Consider the following 16779-nt stretch of genomic DNA (forward strand, 5'->3'; position numbering starts at 1 on the left):
CGCTGACCCCATGACCGGCCAAGCGAATGAGAGGATCTGGACCGCGGCGCTCGTCGTGATCGGCGACGAGATCCTGTCGGGGCGCACCCAGGACAAGAATGTCGCGCAGATCGCCGCGTGGCTCAACGTCCAGGGCATTCGGCTGGCCGAGGTTCGCGTCGTCGGCGACGTCACCGAAGCGATCGTCGAGGCGGTCAACCAGCTGCGCGCGCGCAACGATTATCTCTTCACCACCGGCGGGATCGGCCCGACGCATGACGACATCACCGTCGATGCGATCGCCGAGGCATTGGGGGTGGACGTCACCTATCATCCCAAGGCGGTCGCCACGCTGGAGCGCTATTACGAAAGCCGCGGCGGGCTGACCGAGGCGCGCAAGCGGATGGCGCGCGTGCCCGAGGGCGCCGATTTGATCGAGAACCGGATGTCGGGCGCACCAGGCATCCGCATCGGCAATCTGTTCGTCATGGCGGGCGTGCCGCACATCACCGCGGGCATGCTCGATGGACTGACCGGCAAGCTCGAGGGCGGACGCCCGGTGGTCAGCCGCTCGATCGGCTGCTGGGTGCCCGAGAGCGAGGTCGCCGACATCCTGCGCGAGGCGGAAAAGGCGCATGAAGGGGTCGCGATCGGCAGCTATCCGTTCTTTCGCGATGGCCGGGTGGGTGCGAATTTCGTGGTGCGCAGCCCAGATCAGGCATTGGTCGACACCGCCATCGCCGACCTGACGGCACGACTGGAGGCGGCGGGCCGAGAGGTCGTCGCGGACGGCATTTGACTGCGCCCAAGTACAGCATCATCGAACGTGAGCGGCGCTTCCTAGTCGATCGGGAACTGACGCCTGCACTCGATTCCGCGACGGCGCGGTTGGTCGAGGATCGCTATTTGCCCGGCACCGGCTTGCGGTTACGCCGCGTGACCGCGCCTGACGGATCGGTAGTGCACAAGCTCGGCAAGAAATATCCCGGCGCGGGCCTGTCGTCGCGGCCGATGACCAACATCTATCTCGACGCGGCTGAATATGACGCCCTGGCGGTGCTGCCGGCGGCCGTGCTGATCAAATGGCGGCATGAAGTCGGCGGCGGGTTCGCGATAGACGTGTTCGAGGGCGCGCTGGCCGGACTGATGCTTGCGGAGATATCCGCGGACGATGATGCCGCGCTGACCGCAATCGTCGTGCCGCCCTGGTGCACTGTCGAGGTCACCGAGGATGTCGCTTATGCCGGCGGTACGCTTGCGATAGACGGGTGGCACGCGACGACCGCCCCACGCGTTGTCACGATAGCAGAAGGAGACGAGCGATGAAGGTCGGTGCGATGATGCTGATGCCCGCGGTCCTGCTTGCCGGTTGTGGCGGCGGGGGTGCCGGCGGCAACGCCGCGGCGCCGGCCGCTCCGGCAACGCCCGACCCGGTCGAGGTCAAGTTCCGCGCGCTCAATGCGGTGCAGCAGCGCGTCGCCCTGTTCCGCGCGATCTACGACGCCAATTATACCTGCAAGAAGATCGTTTCGATCGCCGAAAAGCCACGTAATGAGGGTCAGCCGGTATGGCTGGTGACCTGCGACGACCAGGGCGAATACGTGATCACGCTGGTTCCCGGCGGCACCTTCACCGTCAGCGGCGTTCCGCAACCCAAGGGTGGCTTCCGACGCGCGAGCCCGAGCCCGTCGCCCCAATAGGTGGCGATGCCACAGCCGCGGCCCGTTGAGTTCGAAGACCGAGCGCGCTCTCTCGCGAGCCCGCTCTAGCACAGGTCTGCCGGATCGCGTTCTACATGCTCAACGCGGCGAACAAGTGTCCGGTCGGCAATTGGCCCGTGCGGAGCGTCCGTTCAGGAGCGATCCGGGCGAGGAAATAGCGCCAGCTTTCCGGACTCCAGAAGTTGATATGGCCTGCATAGGATTCGAATTCCGAATGATATTCCTTGGCGGGAAGGTGGTCCTCCCGCCCATCGGGAACCGTCAAGATGAGCGTGCCGGTAGCTGACACGATCTCGAGCAAGCGCCTGACGACCGTTTCGGGATCCACAGTGTGTTCCAGCACTTCCATCAGAAACACGAGGTCGTAGCTGGATGACTCCGGAAGGTCCGAAAGCGCGCTGAAGAACAGTTCGGCATCAGGGCAGGCCCGTTTGGCCATCGCCAGCTTCACATCGCTGACGTCGCATCCGGAGAGGGAGCAGTCCGGATACCTTGCGCGTATGAGATGCAACAGGCACCCCGCGTGGCACCCGATGTCCAGAACGCGTTTGCCGGCAATGTCGACGTCTTCCGCATCGCATCGATCGAGCAGAAGGCGCACCATCGCCAGACGGCTTGCGTCGAAATAGTGCTCTAGGAATGCCGGTGTCGGCCATTCTCCGGTCAGCGCGTTGTGCTGCACCACCGGAAGGATTTCCTGGAGGAAGCTCGCAGCGTTGCGCGCATCGGCGGAGGTCGGCCGACACCGCGCGCCAGGATCGGCCCTTACGATCCTGTAGCCGCACCGCGCAAATGCGGACTGAACCAGGTTTTTGCCCAGGGACATCGGGGCGTGGATCATCTGTCCTCCGTCGCGCGCAAGCGCGCCAGTTGTGGGAGTCCGAAGTCGAGCTTGTTTCATCATATGGCGCCGCAGGCGGCTTCTCTTGGGACTCCGATTGTCGCGCATCTCCGTCTCAACACGATCGAGTCCAACCTCGGTCGGCTGCGCCCCAAACGACCGATGCGCATGCATAGCAACCTGCCGCACCTCCCTAATCACCCTCTATGAACTGCAGGGGGTGGGAAGTGGACGAAATCGGCGGTTGCCTGCGGCACGACAGCCATTGGATGGCCTTTGAGGGCAACCGGAAAGCGGTCATCCGTTCATCGGTCCCGACCGATGTCGAAAAACGAGGCGGTTATTGCCAAATGGCATTAAATTACGTATATGGTGCCATATGGAGAACCGCCATGCTGGCTTTGCAACCCGTTGATACTGCTGCTCCGGCATTTCGTCCGAATCCGATAACCCAGAGCGAGGCTGCCGCGATGTTCAGGGCGGTACTGAACCTGTTCGGGAAATGGGAGCTCACCGACGAACAGGCGGCGACGCTGCTCGATATGCCGGTGCGTTCCTATCGGCGTTGGAAAGCTGAAGGGCCGGGCCGGGTTTCGCGCGATGGCGCGGCTCGCCTCTCCAACTTGATGGGCATTCACAAGGCGCTACGGATCGTCTTCTCCGAAGCCCAGCGGGGTTATGCCTGGATCAAGGCAAGCAATACAGCCTTTGCAGGATCGAGCGCACTCGATGTCATGCTCGGCGGCGAACTTACCGACATCATGCGTGTGCGCCGCTATCTCGATGCCGAGCGCGGCGGCTGGTGAGCGAACGGGAGACTCTCCCGGTCAGCAGGATTGAGTGGACGGGCGCGGTCAGGATCATCCGCAGCACCTTTCCGCCGATCGACCTGTTCGAAGACATCGCCGACCCTGCCGACTGGCCCTTGCTGATTTCTGCAGAGCAAAAAACGAACCCGCGCATCATGGCCACGATCGGCAACCTCGATCTGGTTCCGACCGAGCGCCGAGTCGGCGGAAACGGCGCCTCCTATTTGATGGCACCGTTCACCCACGCCAGCATCGACCGGCCAAGCCGCTTCACGGATGGCAGCTATGGCGTGCTATATGTCGGAAACGCTTTCGAGACGGCGTTGTTCGAAACGATCCATCACCATGCGCGGTTCATGGCCCGGACTGCGGAAGCGCCCGGCTGGACCTCCCAGTTTCGGGAGATCGTCCTTTCGGTCAGCGCAGACTTGCATGACCTGAGAAGCGCCAATCCGGCCGATCCGGCACTCGATCCGGACAGCTATAGGGCATCTCAAAGGCTGGCGATGGCGCTTAAAGCGGATGGAGCTGATGGCGTCGTCTACCCCAGCGTCCGGCACGCAGGGGGAGAATGTGTCGCTTTATTCTACCCTGACTGCGCTTCAGATCCTGTGCAAGGCCGACACCTCGATTACCATTGGGATGGTATGGGTGTCGATCTCGTGCGCGATGCAGGGACGGGGGCTGTGTTCCGCGTCGTGGATGTGTCCCCCAGTCAGCTTTGACGGCCGAGGCATTCTGGTTCGAAACGCCCCCAATCGGCCCGGCTACGCATGGTGCGTGCAACCTTCGCTGGCTCGATGGAGTGGGGAGTGCTCAAGATTTCAGCGGGTTGCAAAGCCTCGCATGGACGTCGGTGGAGGGTGGGCTGGAGCGCTCGACCGTCAGTTCGGCTTTACTGTGCCTGTCCGACCTCGAGGGACCGACTCCAGCAGGACCACGCCATGCGCGGGGACGGTGAAGCGCGTCACCCTGGCGTCGACCGGCGCGCCGCTCCACACATCGCGCAACGCCCCGATCGTCGACAACCCGACAAGATCGGGCGTCACCGTCATCGTCGCGGGCGCCCCGCCACGGTTGAACAGCGCAATTGCATAGCCACCGCTCGTCAAAGGCTTGAGCCATATCTCCGTGGCGCCGTCCTTGCGCACCGCCTTGCCCTGAACCCCTTTCGGGTCCTGATCGATCGCGATCACGCCGCGATTTTCCAGCAGGCGCTTGGCGGACTCGCTGGTCGTGCGGACGTCATGTCCCATCATCAGCGGCGCGGCGGACATCGCCCATAATGTCATATGGGTGCGGTATTCGTCCTCCGACATGCCGCCATTGCCGACCTCGAGCATGTCGGGGTCGTTCCACCCGCCTGGGCCGGCATCGGTCGGATCGCCATTCTTCTCGAACCCGATCCGGGCCATTGTCGCATAATCGTCAGTGATGTCGCCGGTCGTCCGCCACAAATGCCCGCCGACCGAGCGGCCCCAGGTACCGACGCGGAAGCGACCATATTCGCATAGCGAGTAGACGATCTGGCGCCCGGTCGCGCGCAACGCGGCGCCCATTTCGGCATAGCTGCGTCGGACTGTGTCGGCGTCGGCATAAAACCATTCGCCCGAGCACAGATCATATTTGAGATAGTCGACGCCCCAGCCGGCAAAGGTCCTGGCATCCTGCTGCACATGGCCATAACTGCCTTCGTAACCGGCACAGGTCCGCGGCCCCGGTGAGGAATAGAGGCCGAGCTTCAGGCCACGCGAGTGCACGTAATCGGCCAGCGCCTTCATGTCGGGGAACTTGGCGTTGGGGCGAAGCTGACCGTCGGGCCCGCGCGTGCCCTGCCAGCCGTCATCGATATTGACATAAAGATAGCCCGCATCACGCAAGCCCGTCGTCACCATCGCGTCGGCGATCGCCCGGATCGTCGCATCGTCGATCTTTTCGGCGAACCTGTTCCAGCTGCTCCACCCCATTGGCGGCGTCTTCGCCAGACCATCGGATGCTAACGTCGTCAGGGACGGAAGCGCCGTCTCGTGGAACGTCAGGGCGGCGGCCTCCGCGTCGCTGGCACGCCGCCCGACCAGCGCGACCTTCGAATCCCAGACGCCGCCCTCGAGCGCGATGCCCTGGGGCGTGACGCGCGCGGTCCAGTGGCGGATCGGTACGCCCGGCGTGTTGATGTTGCGCATGTCGAACGTCAGCAGCGTCGGGGTCACGACGATGTTGTCCATCGTCATGTTGCCATACCAGTCGGAGACAAGCTTGCCCGATACTCGCTTGTCGGCCGTCCGGTTCAGTTCGAGCATCCGAATACCGGGATTGGCGGGCGCATCGGGGAAGACGACGGCGAGGCGATAGGGTCCGTCCGCAGGGACGAAGCTCAGCGGCTGGGCGGCGGCCGAAGACGCAGCGAGCACCAGCCCGAGGCACGCGATGACAAACGCGGCCAGGATCTTGAGGACGGACATGATCTAGAGCGCTGCGGCCGGTGCCGTGCCCAGCGTGACCCCGCTGCGCCGTCGACTATAGGCGAAGTAGATTATCAGGCCAATGACGTTCCAGCCGACGAACCGCAACAGCGTCATCGGCGGCAGGCTGACCATCAGATACAGGCATCCGAGGATCGTCAGTGTGCCGACGACATAGGGCGCCGGGCTCCGAAACAGTCGCTCCGCGTCGGGCGCGGTTCGTCGCAACGCCATCAGGCACGCACCGACGGAAATGAAGGCAAGCAGGGTTCCGGCATTGGCGAGCTCCGCGATCTCGTCGAGCCGGAAGATGCCCGCGACGGCGGCGATCGTCGCGCCGGTCAGCAGGGTGATCAGGGTCGGCGCGCCGGTGCGCTTCGACACCTTGGCCAGCCCGCGCGGCAGCAAGCCATCGCGCGCCATCACGAAGAACACCCGGCTCTGCCCGTACATCATCACCAGGATGACCGAGGGCAGGGCGATGATCGCCGCCAGCGCGATCAGATGCGCCGCGAGCGGCTGGCCGAGATTGCGTAAGACCAGCGCCAGCGGCTCGGGCGAGTTAGCCAGCGCGGTGAAGGGCAAGGCGCCGACTGCGGCGATGGCGACGGCCATGTAAATGATCGTGCACAACAGCATCGACCCGATGATACCGATTTTGAGGTCGCGTGCCGGATTCCTGGTCTCTTCCGCGGAGGTCGCCACCGCGTCGAAGCCATAGAAAGCGAAAAACACGATCGCCGCCGCCGCCATCACACCATGCTTGCCATCGCTGCCGAAACCATAGGGCATGAACGGATGCAGGTTGGCGGCGTGGAAATTGGGGCTGGCGAAGCCGACGAAGATCCCCAACGCGACCAGCTTGATCACCACCAGAATGATGTTGAGCGTCGCGCTCTCGCGCGTGCCGGCGACGAGCATACCCATCACCGCCAGCGCGACGGCGACCGCGGGCAGGTTGACGATTCCCCCGCCGTGCGGCCCCACCAGCAAGACGTGCGGGAGATGCACCCCGGCGGATTCGATCCAGCCGACGAGATAGCCCGACCAACCGACCGCAACGGTCGAGCAGGCGAGCGAATATTCCAGGATCAGGCTCCAGCCGACCACCCAGGCGATGCCTTCGCCAAGCGCCGCATAGCTGAAGGTATAGGCGCTGCCGGCGGCGGGAATCATCGTCGCCAGTTCGGCATAAGCAAGTGCGGCGCACCCGCAGACAAGGCCACAAATGACGAAGGCGAGGATCACCGCCGGCCCGGCGCGCTCGGCACCGACCCCGACCAGGGTATAGATACCGGTGCCGACGATCGCGCCCACGCCCAGTGCGATAAGGTGCGGCCAACTCAAGGTCTTGGCGAGGCGTGCGTTCTCGGGGTGACTCGTAACGCTGTCGAGCGACTTACGTGGTCCGAACATGACCTCTCCTGGAAGGGTGAATCAGGTCGCGGCGGATGCCGCGAATTGCAATCTCAGATCATCGAGCGTCGCGGCGATATGCTGGCTCAGCAATGACACGATGGCCGCCTCGTCGCGCGCCAGCCAGGAATCGAGCAGGCCGCGATGCTCGAGATGAGCGCGCTGATCGCGACCGGCCGGCGCGAGATGCGCGATGACATAGCGCTCGGCGAGGATCGTGAGCCGCTCGACGACCTGGGTGGTCAAGATACGGTCCCCGGGCCGGACGAGCGCGGTGTGAAAGTCGCGATTGCGCATCGCCACTTCGGGAAGATTGTCCGATGCCGCGCGATCGAGCCGTTCGAACGTCTCGATCGCCGCGCGTCGATCGGTTTCAGTGGCATAGCGCGCCGCACGCGCGGCCGCGACCGGCTCGATCGCCAGGCGAAGCTCGAAGATTTCCTCGGCCTGCGCGCTCGACATCGGTTGCACGAAATAGCCGCGATTTGCGTGACTGGTGAGCAACCCTTCCTGCTCGAGCCGCGCCAGCGCCTCGCGCAACGGTATCTTGCTGACGCCAAGTTCGGCGGCCAGCGCGTCCTGTCGAATGGGCAGATCATGCGGCAATTGACCGGTCACGATCTGCTCGCGGACGATCTCGAAAACGCGTTCCGATAAAGTTCGGACGACGATGCTCATGCTGGGATCCTCCGGAAAACGGCGGGCTTACTCATTGTACCTGAAAGCCTTCCCAGAAGTGATCTGCGCGATCAATCCAGATCGTGTTGAACCCGGTGGCAATTGCCGATCCTTCGACCGACGGAATGATCGCCGGCACGTCGCCCACCATGGTTTCGGCTTCGACGCGGCCGATGAAACGGCTGCCAATATAGCTTTCGTGTACGAAGCGATCGCCCACCGACAGCCGTCCCGTCGCCGCGAGATGCGCCAGACGCGCCGATGTGCCGGTCCCGCAGGGCGAGCGGTCGATCGCCTTGTCGCCATAAAATACGGCGTTGCGCCCGTCGGCGCCGTCCGCCAGCGGCGCATCCGCCCACAAAATATGGCTCACCCCGCGGATCGTTGGGTCGAGCGGGTGGACCGGCTCATATTGCGCGCGAATGGCTTCGCGAATCCGCCCGCTCAATTCCACCAGCCGCGCCGCGCCGAGCGCATCGAGGCCCGCATAGCCGCCTTGCGGCTCGATGATCGCGTAGAAATTGCCGCCATAGGCGACATCGATCGTCAGCGGCCCGATTCCGTCGATATCGACCGCGAGGCCGCGGCGGGCGACATAGGCCGGCACGTTGGTGATCTTCACCGCCGTTACCTTATCGCCTTCGGCCGTATAGCGCACGTCAATCGCGCCGGCGGGCACTTCGATGCGCAATTGCCCCGGGATCGCAGGCTGGATCAGCCCATGCTCGAGCCCGAAGGTCACCATGCCGATCGTGCCGTGCCCACACATCGGCAGGCACCCCGAGGTCTCGATGAACAGGATGCCGATATCTGCATCGGCCGTGGTCGGCGGATATAGGAAGCCTCCCGACATCATGTCGTGCCCGCGCGGTTCGAAGCACAAACCCGTGCGGATCCAGTCGAACCGCTCAAGAAAGTCCTGCCGCCGAGCGGACATGCTGTCGCCCTTGAGCAGTGGCGCCCCGCCCGCGACCAGGCGGACCGGGTTGCCGGCGGTGTGGCCGTCTATGCAGAAGAAGGTATGGCGCACGCCCGCTTTGCCTCAGGCAGCCTTGGCCAGTTCGATCGTCGGCCGCGTCGCCGCGGCCTTTTCGACCATCGCGATCACTTCGGCCCGACGCTCCCCGATCAGCGGCAAACGCGGCGGAAGCACGCGCTCCGAACCCCGGCCCATCACTTCCTCGGCAAGCTTGATCGACTGCACGAGATCATGCTCGGCATCGAGATGCAGCAAAGGCATGAACCAGCGATAGATCTCCAGCGCCTTGACGTGATCGCCGCGCTCGAACGCCTGCACCAATCCGACCGATTCCTTGGGGAAGGCGTTGGTCAGGCCCGACACCCAGCCCTGCGCACCAAGGTAGAGTCCTTCGAGCGCCACATCGTCGAGCCCGGCGAACAGCACGAAACGATCGCCGAAATCGTTGCGGAAATCGGTGAACCGGCGCGTGTCGGGCGCCGATTCCTTGATGCAGACGATGTTGGGTACGTCGATCAACTCGGCCAACACCCCTTTGTCGATCACCGTACGATAGGCCGGCGGATTGTTATAGAGCATGATCGGCAGCGCGGTATTGCTGGCGACACCCTTGAAATAGGCGACGAGCTCGTGGCTGTCCGGCACGTAGACCATTGGCGGCAGCAGCATCAGGCCGTCGGCGCCCACCTTTTCGGCTGCCTGCGAATAGCGCACCGCGCGGCGCGTATCATATTCCGAAACGCCAGTGAGTACCGGCACACGCCCCGCCACGACTTCGACAATCGCGGTAAGGACGGACACCTTTTCGTCATACATGAGCGAGTTGTTTTCGCCGACCGTGCCGAGCGCGATGATACCGGTCACCCCGTCGCGAATCAGGTTGTCGACAACACGCTGCGTGTCGTCCAGGTCGATCGACAGATCGGCGCGCAACTGCGTCGTGACTGCCGGAAAAACACCCTTCCAACCGATTGCCATCTTGAGAAATCCGTCCTTCTGTTTCATCTGGAATACGGTATACGAAATGAATTGCTGCGGAGCAATAGGGGATAATCGGTTTGAAGATTACGGTCATTGGCGGCGGCGTTGTCGGACTCTGTTGTGCCCTGCATTTGGCCAGGTCCGGGCACGCGGTCACGCTGCTGGAGCAATCCGTCCGCCGCGATGCAGCATCATGGGGCAATGCCGGACACATCGCGACAGAGCAGGTCGCTCCGCTCGCGTCGGTCGCGACGTTGCGTTCGGCGGCGGGTCGGTTGTTCGTGCGGGGCGGCGCGCTCGATCTGCCGCTTGCCGGTATCGCGACCTGGCTGCCGTTCGCGCTGCGTATGATCGCTGCCTCGCGGCCGGCGCGTTTCGAGAAGGGTAGGCGCGCGCTCGGCACGCTGCTCGCCGAGGCGCTGCCCGCCTGGCAGCGACTGGTCGCGGCAATCGGCGCCCCGGGCCTGCTCAGCGACGCCGGACATTGCGTGATGTGGGAAAGCGCCGCCACAGCGGCGGCCGGGCGCGCGGCCTGGGCCGCCGCCGACACCGGGACGGCGCGCTTCGCCGAGGCGACTGCGGAACAGCGAGCAGAATTGGCGAAGGTCACGACGGCACCGGTCGCCGGCGCCATCTGTTTCTCCGGCACTGCCCAGATCACCGATCTGGACGCGCTCGCCACCGCGCTGAGCGATGCCTTCCGCGCGGCAGGCGGCACGATCCTCCCGCAGCATGCGGGCTTGGTGCTGGAAGACGGCCGGGCCGTGGTTCCCGGCCTCGAAAGCGACCGGGTGCTCGTCACCGCCGGTGTCCGTTCCGGCCCATTGGTCGAGGCGATCGGCCACCGCGCGCCGATCGTCGCCGAGCGCGGCTATCATATCCGCGGGACGGCCAGGCGCTGGCCGTCCGATCTACCGCCGATCGTGTTCGAAGACCGCTCGATGATCGTCACGCGCTTCGCCGACCAGGTCCAGGCGGCGAGCTTCGTCGAGATCCACGCCACCGACGCCCCGCCCGATCCGCGCAAATGGGAGCGCCTCGAACGGCATGTCCGGGAACTTGGGCTGGCGATCGACGGGCCGTTCACTCGCTGGATGGGTTCGCGACCGACCTTGCCGGACTATCTCCCGGCAATCGGTCGCTCGCGCCGTGCCGACAATCTCTTCTATGCCTTTGGCCATCAACATCTCGGATTGACCCTCGCGCCCGTCACGGCGGAGATCATCGCGGCGATGGTCGACGAGACGCCGGAACGCATCGACATGGCCCCATTCGATCTCGAGCGGTTCGGCGGTAAGGGAGGCAGACGATGATTGGTGGATCGAACGCGACGGACGAACTGGCGACCCTTCCTCCATGGCCGGCGCCGCCACCGCCGATCGGACGCGACGAGCGCGGCACCCGCCTGAACCGCGCCCGCGCGCTGACCGACGCTATCGGCGCCACCGCCTTGCTTGTGAATGCCGGCCCCAGCCTGCGCTATTTCACCGGCGTCCCGTGGAGCCCGACCGAGCGGCTGGTCGCCTTGTTGCTGCCGGTGGTTGGCGAGCCTCGCCTGATCTGCCCGGCGTTCGAACGTGGCTCGCTCGAGGCAGTCCTGGGAATTCCGGCGGAGGTGGCCTTATGGGAAGAGGACATCGACCCGTCGGGCCTCCTCGCCGAGATAATGCCGGCCGGAGCGACGCTTGCGGTCGATCCGCTCCTGCCGTTCCACTATGGCGAAAATTTGCGCGCGCGCGGATGCAGACTGATCGACGGGAGCGCCGCGATCGACGGGTGCCGCATGGTCAAATCCGGCGCCGAGCTGGCGCTGATGCAACACGCCAAGACGATCACGCTCGAGGTGCAACGCCGCGCGGCGCGCATTCTGGCGCCCGGTATCGCAGCGAGCGCCGTGATCGGCTTCATCGACGCCGCGCACCGCGCGCTCGGCGCGGCCGGATCGACCTTCTGCGCGGTTCAGTTCGGGCAGGCCACTGCCTTCCCGCACGGTCTGCCCGGCGACCAAAAGCTCGAGGAGAACGGCCTCGTTTTGATTGATACCGGTTGCACCGTCGAGGGCTATCACAGCGACATCACCCGCACCTACGCCTTCGGCCGAGTCGACGACGATGTCCGGACATTATGGACGCTGGAAAAGGAAGCGCAGGCCGCCGCCTTCGCCGCGGTGCGGCCCGGCGTACCTTGCGAAGATGTCGACGCGGCGGCACGAGCCGTGCTCGAGCGCGCCGGGCTTGGTCCCGACTACCAGCTGCCCGGACTGCCGCATCGCACGGGCCATGGCATCGGTCTCGCTATCCATGAGCCGGCATATCTGGTGCGCGGCGACCGCACGCCGCTCGCGCCGGGCATGTGCTTTTCGAACGAGCCGATGATCGTCGTGCCCGACCGCTTCGGCATTCGGCTCGAGGACCATTTCCACGTGACCGACACGGGCGCGGCATGGTTCACCGAACCGCAGCCGTCGCTCGACCGCCCTTTCGCCACCTGATCGGATCGTGGCGGCGCGAAACTTGCCCCGCGATCGAAGCCGCGGTCGCATATCGCCGTTGCCGGCGGCTCACTTGCCGCAGGGCTCTGGCCGATGCGCGCCGGCCGCGACCGGCGGCACCGGCTTGGGCGCGAGCACTTCCCACTCGGTCACCGCGACACCGGCGGTGGCGCCAGCCGCCTGCGACGCGTCGAAGGTTGCGCGCAGGCAGCGCGTGGTGACGGCGGCGAAGCGCGTTTCCTGCGCGGCCGCGCCCGCAGTGCCATAGCCGCTCGCACGCGGCACCGGCTTCCATCCGCTGTCCCAATAGTCGATCCGCCAGCTCTTCGGCGGCGCGACGCCTTCGCCCGCGCCGGCCGGATGATCGCCCCAGAACCAGAGACGCGACCCGTTGACCGTGACCGGCTTGTTCCACCGATATTCGATCCATGGATGCGCGGGAATGGCGTCGGGCACCCACGTGCCCCACATGTCGGGTGGCAACGGCGAGGCGCGGCGAATGCCGTCGTTGATCGCGTTGATCCAATATTGCACCGGCACGGGCATGTTCGAGGCAAAGGCGGTTGCCGACCCGGCGATGTTGCGCGTGGCGCGTGGCGCGGGCTGGGGCAGCCGCGTCGGCACGACCGGGCGGATCAACGCCGGCGTGACGCTATCGTCCCATGCGATCCGGTCGAGCGCCACGCTGCGCCGGAAATGCCCGCCGCCAACGGCATCGGCGGTGTGATAGGCGAGATACCATTTGCCCTTGAACTCGACCGCCCCCGAATGCGACGTCGTCGACGATACCGGCTTGAGGATCACGCCGCGATAGGTCCAGGGGCCAAGCGGAGACGGTGCCGTGCCGTAAGCGATGCACGCATGATACACCGCCGGCGTGCAATCGCTGTCGGGTCCGGCGTTATTGCCGGCGTAGAGCATGTAATAGACGCCCTTGCGCTTCATCAGCCATGGCGCCTCGAAGAAGCCGCGAAGTCCTTCGACCCGCACCTCAGGTCCCCTCGCCGTGATCATGTCGCGGTCGAGCGCCATCCCGCGCAGCTGGCCGAAGGTGCCCCAATAGATGAACGGCGTTCCGTCATCATCGACCATCACCGTCGGATCGATGTTCTGGATCGTGTTGCGTTCGGGTGTCCGCTGCGAGATGATCGGTCCTGAAGGATGGGCATCGCGCCATGGCCCGACCGGATTGTCGGCGACCGCGACGCCGATCGCGAAACGGTCGGGCGCATCGCTCTTCGCCTCGAGCACCGGCGCGTACAGATAGAATTTCCCGTCGCGGCCGGGGACGATCTGTCCGGCATAGGCACGGCCCGGCTCGGCCCATTTGAACAGTGTCTCGGGCCGCGCGATCGCGGGATAGTGCGTCCAATCGCCGGTTGCGGGATCGCTGGTCGCGAGCAATTGCCACTCGTTCATGATGAAGTCGTTGACGCCCGGTGGGGCCTCATCGCGCCCGGCGAGAATCCACAGCCTGTCGCCGATCACCACGGGCGCCGGATCGGTAGAATAATAGCGCCCGTCAGCGAGGATCGGATTGCCGCTGCTGTGGATTTTTTCCGCGCGCGGCATGGTTTGCGCAGTGAGCGGGGTCGCCGCCAGCAGCGCGATGAGAAGGGAAGGGCGCTTCACGTCATTCCTCGTCGGGATAGGGGCCCTTGCCGCCATTCTTGATCAGTTGGTCGGTGCGCGCGTCGAGCACCGGCAACGGCACCGAGCCGAGCTGGAGCATGGCGTCATGCCATGCCCGCACATTGAACCTGGCGCCCAGCGCCTTTTCAGCGCGCGCGCGCGCCTTCTGAAACGCGAGTTCGCCCATATAATAGCTCAGCGCCTGGCCCGGCCACGCGATATAGCGATCGACCTCGGTTTCGATCTCGTGGTCCGACAAGGCCGTATTGTCGTGAAGGAACTGCTGCGCGCGCTCGCGGCTCCAGCCCTGGGTGTGAATGCCGGTATCGACCACCAAGCGAGCGGCGCGCCACATCTGATAGCTCAGCATCCCGAAGCGGTCATAGGGATCGTCATACATCCCCATGTCGTCGCCAAGCTTTTCGCAGTACAGCGCCCAGCCTTCGCCATAGGCCGAAAGATACGCGTCGCGGCGAAACTGCGGCAGACCGCTATTCTCGGCGGCGAGCGGCATCTGCATGGCGTGGCCGGGGGCGGATTCGTGCAGCGTCAGCGCCACCATCTGATAGTAAGGCCGCGACGGCAGGTTCCAGGTATTGACCAGATAGATGCCGGGGCCGCCGCGCCCGCCGGTATAGAAAGGCGCCAGATCGGCCGGCACCGGCTTGATCGCGAAGCGGCTGCGCGGCAGGCGGCCGAACCAGTCGCTCGCCTTGCCGTCGAAGGTCTTGGCGATCCACGCCGCGCGGTTGAGCAGATCCTGCGGCGTCTTGGGATAGAAGCGCGGGTCGGTGCGCAGGAAGTGCAGAAAGGCCGGCAGGTCGCCGTCGAACTTCACCTGATGCAGCACATCGAGCATCTGCCCATGGATTTTGGCGACCTCGGCGACGCCGATCGCGTGAATCGCTTCCGGCGGCATGTCGAGCGTGACGAATTCGCGGATCTTCGACTGATAATAGGCCTTGCCGTCGGGAAGGTCATAGGCAGCGAGCGTCGTGCGCGCGCCGGGGATGTATTCCGTGCGCAGGAAAGCGAGCAGCTTGGCATGCGCCGGCACCGCGGCCTCGGCGAGCGCCGCTTCTCCATCGCGGCGCAGCGTGGCTTGTGTCGCGGCCGGGATCGTCGCGGGGAAGCTCGCAAAGGGCGCGTAAAGCGGGTTGTCGGCGAGCGGCCTGGCCTCGGCGACTTGCGCCACGCCGATGTCGCGTCCCTGCAGCGTTACTTTCGGAGGCGTGAAGCCGCGCTGCAATCCCGTGCGCATATTGCCGATCTGTTGGTCGAAATAATGCGGCAAGGCGCGCAGCATCGCGATGTAGCTGCGATAGTCGCCTTCGTCATGAAAGCGCCCGCGCGCGGACTCCGCGACATCGCCCCAGAAGCTGGTGTCCGAGTTGAGCGGCTTCTCATATTCGCGATAGATCTGCGCGGCGAGCAACGCATCGATCTGGCCTTTGTAGACTGCATAATCGACCTTGGCCGGGGCGGAGAGGTCGGCGACAGGGATCGCGGCGAGTTGCCGCTCGGTGTCGGTCCAGCGCGCGAGCTTCGCCGCCTGCGCCTGCGGTCCGACATCGGGCAGACGGGCCCGTGTGTCCGCTGGGCTGTTCTCGTCGGGACCCTGCATCTTCTGCCGCCACGCATATTCGGCGGTGTAGATCGCCTTGAGCCGGTCGTCGGCCGAGATCGCGCGCCTCGCGACCTTCTGTTCCGCCGCACCGGTGGCGGCCGGTGAAGTGCCCAGCACCAGCGCCAGAGTCAGCCAACCGTACCGCATCGTCATGCTCCTGCAATCAAGGCGTCGATATCGGCGAGCAACTGCGCCGGAATATGCACGCCGTGGACCTTGCTCTCAGCGCGCGCTGCATAACGGCGCTGCGAGGGCAAGCGCGCGCCCTGTCCCTCGACCGCGGCAAAGAGGCTCTCCGCGCGGGCGAGATGCGCTTCGACCTGGTCGCCGAGGAAGCCGGCCGGGTCGATTGCCACGATCAGTTCGCCGCCGAGTGGCGACCCACCCGCGCCGCCGTCGGCGGCGAGCGACTGAGCGCTGGTCAGGTCGCCGATCAACGGCCCCGCGATCAATTCGACCATCGCCGCCAGTGCCGAGCCCTTGTGTCCGCCGAAGGTGCGCATCGCGCCGTCGAGCACCGCCTTGGCGTCGGTCGTCGCTTGCCCGTCCGCGTCATAACCCCAATCGTCGGGCACGGGTTTGCCGGCACGGCGGTGCAATTCTATCTCGCCCCGCGCGACCGCACTGGTCGCGAAATCGAACACGAACGGTTCGCGGCCCGGCCGCGGCCATCCGAACGCGATCGGATTGGTTCCGAACACCGGCCGCGTGCCGCCGGCAGGTGCGACCCAGGCATGGCTCGGCGTGAAGGCGAGCGCCACCAGCCCTTCTCCCGCCAGCCACTCGACCTCAGGCCAGAGCGCTGCGAAATGCACCACATTGTTGAGCGCCAGCGCGGCGATGCCGTGGCGGCGCGCCTTGTCGGCTAGCACGGCCCGGCCGGTCTCGAATGCCAGCTGCGCGAAGCCGCCGCCACCATGGACTCGAACGAGCGCGCGCGCCGGTTCGGACAGCACCGGCGTCGCGTCCGCCACCACCGTTCCCGCGCGCACGCTCCTGGCGGCAACCAGCAGGCGGTACAGCCCGTGCGAGGCGCAGCCATCGCGCTCGCCCGCCATCATCGTCTCGGCGACCGCATCGGCATGGTCGCTCGACAGCCCGACGCGCAACAACACGCTACGCGCGAGCGCGCGGACCTCCGCAAGCGTCATCACGACGGTAGG

Annotated in this window: 16 protein-coding genes; 7 read left to right on the top strand and 9 right to left on the bottom strand. The window is 65.4% G+C overall.

The genetic code is table 11. The annotated features are described in order from the left end of the window. Positions 1–10: 10 nt before the first annotated feature. Genes AC1DQQ_RS18545 through AC1DQQ_RS18555 form a run of 3 tightly spaced genes read left to right on the top strand, consistent with a single transcriptional unit; the run spans position 11 to position 1679 of the window. Positions 11–778 (top strand): competence/damage-inducible protein A, encoded by a 768-nt coding sequence (locus AC1DQQ_RS18545; RefSeq protein WP_478031455.1) that lies wholly within the window; start codon positions 11–13, stop codon positions 776–778. After that, positions 775–1305, top strand: coding sequence for a CYTH domain-containing protein (locus AC1DQQ_RS18550; protein WP_478031456.1), 531 nt, complete (start codon positions 775–777; stop codon positions 1303–1305). The genes AC1DQQ_RS18545 and AC1DQQ_RS18550 overlap by 4 nt, the downstream gene beginning before the upstream one ends. Then, positions 1302–1679 carry a hypothetical protein gene (locus tag AC1DQQ_RS18555; protein WP_478031457.1) on the top strand — a complete coding sequence of 126 codons (378 nt, stop codon included), beginning with the start codon at positions 1302–1304 and terminating at the stop codon, positions 1677–1679. The genes AC1DQQ_RS18550 and AC1DQQ_RS18555 overlap by 4 nt, the downstream gene beginning before the upstream one ends. Before the next feature lie 91 nt (positions 1680–1770). Here AC1DQQ_RS18555 and AC1DQQ_RS18560 read toward each other — a convergent pair whose 3' ends face one another. Beyond that, entirely contained in the window at positions 1771–2541 is a 771-nt protein-coding gene (locus AC1DQQ_RS18560) for a class I SAM-dependent methyltransferase (protein ID WP_478031458.1), read from the bottom strand. Between the two features lie 392 nt (positions 2542–2933). Here AC1DQQ_RS18560 and AC1DQQ_RS18565 point away from each other — a divergent pair, with 392 nt between their 5' ends. Next, positions 2934–3347: an MbcA/ParS/Xre antitoxin family protein gene (locus tag AC1DQQ_RS18565; protein ID WP_478031545.1), complete on the top strand. Its 414-nt coding sequence runs from the start codon at positions 2934–2936 to the stop codon at positions 3345–3347. Next, entirely contained in the window at positions 3344–4075 is a 732-nt protein-coding gene (locus AC1DQQ_RS18570; RefSeq protein ID WP_478031460.1) for an RES family NAD+ phosphorylase, read from the top strand. The genes AC1DQQ_RS18565 and AC1DQQ_RS18570 overlap by 4 nt, the downstream gene beginning before the upstream one ends. Before the next feature lie 159 nt (positions 4076–4234). Here AC1DQQ_RS18570 and AC1DQQ_RS18575 read toward each other — a convergent pair whose 3' ends face one another. Genes AC1DQQ_RS18575 through AC1DQQ_RS18595 form a run of 5 tightly spaced genes read right to left on the bottom strand, consistent with a single transcriptional unit; the run spans position 4235 to position 9863 of the window. Continuing rightward, positions 4235–5812, bottom strand: coding sequence for a glycoside hydrolase family 27 protein (locus tag AC1DQQ_RS18575; protein ID WP_478031461.1), 1578 nt, complete (start codon positions 5810–5812; stop codon positions 4235–4237). Positions 5813–5815: 3 nt separating this feature from the next. After that, positions 5816–7228, bottom strand: coding sequence for an amino acid permease (locus AC1DQQ_RS18580; protein WP_478031462.1), 1413 nt, complete (start codon positions 7226–7228; stop codon positions 5816–5818). A gap of 21 nt (positions 7229–7249) precedes the next feature. Then, the gene (locus AC1DQQ_RS18585; protein WP_478031464.1) at positions 7250–7906 is read right to left on the bottom strand and encodes a GntR family transcriptional regulator; all 657 of its coding nucleotides are present in this window, start codon (positions 7904–7906) and stop codon (positions 7250–7252) included. Positions 7907–7937: 31 nt separating this feature from the next. Further along, positions 7938–8936, bottom strand: coding sequence for a 4-hydroxyproline epimerase (locus tag AC1DQQ_RS18590; RefSeq protein ID WP_478031465.1), 999 nt, complete (start codon positions 8934–8936; stop codon positions 7938–7940). Between the two features lie 12 nt (positions 8937–8948). Next, positions 8949–9863 carry a dihydrodipicolinate synthase family protein gene (locus AC1DQQ_RS18595; RefSeq protein ID WP_478031466.1) on the bottom strand — a complete coding sequence of 305 codons (915 nt, stop codon included), beginning with the start codon at positions 9861–9863 and terminating at the stop codon, positions 8949–8951. Between the two features lie 80 nt (positions 9864–9943). Here AC1DQQ_RS18595 and AC1DQQ_RS18600 point away from each other — a divergent pair, with 80 nt between their 5' ends. Continuing rightward, positions 9944–11179, top strand: coding sequence for an NAD(P)/FAD-dependent oxidoreductase (locus AC1DQQ_RS18600; protein ID WP_478046259.1), 1236 nt, complete (start codon positions 9944–9946; stop codon positions 11177–11179). After that, positions 11176–12357: a M24 family metallopeptidase gene (locus tag AC1DQQ_RS18605; RefSeq protein ID WP_478046261.1), complete on the top strand. Its 1182-nt coding sequence runs from the start codon at positions 11176–11178 to the stop codon at positions 12355–12357. The genes AC1DQQ_RS18600 and AC1DQQ_RS18605 overlap by 4 nt, the downstream gene beginning before the upstream one ends. A gap of 69 nt (positions 12358–12426) precedes the next feature. On the opposite strand, the gene AC1DQQ_RS18610 is transcribed toward AC1DQQ_RS18605, so the two are convergent. From AC1DQQ_RS18610 to AC1DQQ_RS18620, 3 genes are read right to left on the bottom strand one after another with little or no spacing between them, the layout of a single operon-like run. Then, entirely contained in the window at positions 12427–13989 is a 1563-nt protein-coding gene (locus tag AC1DQQ_RS18610; RefSeq protein ID WP_478046262.1) for a family 43 glycosylhydrolase, read from the bottom strand. Between the two features lies 1 nt (position 13990). Continuing rightward, on the bottom strand, positions 13991–15763 hold the full coding sequence (locus AC1DQQ_RS18615; protein ID WP_478046264.1) for a DUF885 domain-containing protein: 1773 nt from the start codon (positions 15761–15763) through the stop codon (positions 13991–13993). A 2-nt stretch (positions 15764–15765) separates the two neighbouring features. Beyond that, positions 15766–16767, bottom strand: coding sequence for an Ldh family oxidoreductase (locus AC1DQQ_RS18620; RefSeq protein ID WP_478046325.1), 1002 nt, complete (start codon positions 16765–16767; stop codon positions 15766–15768). Positions 16768–16779 lie beyond the last annotated feature (12 nt).

It is taken from the genome of Sphingomonas sp. P4_G3 (assembly GCF_056401105.1).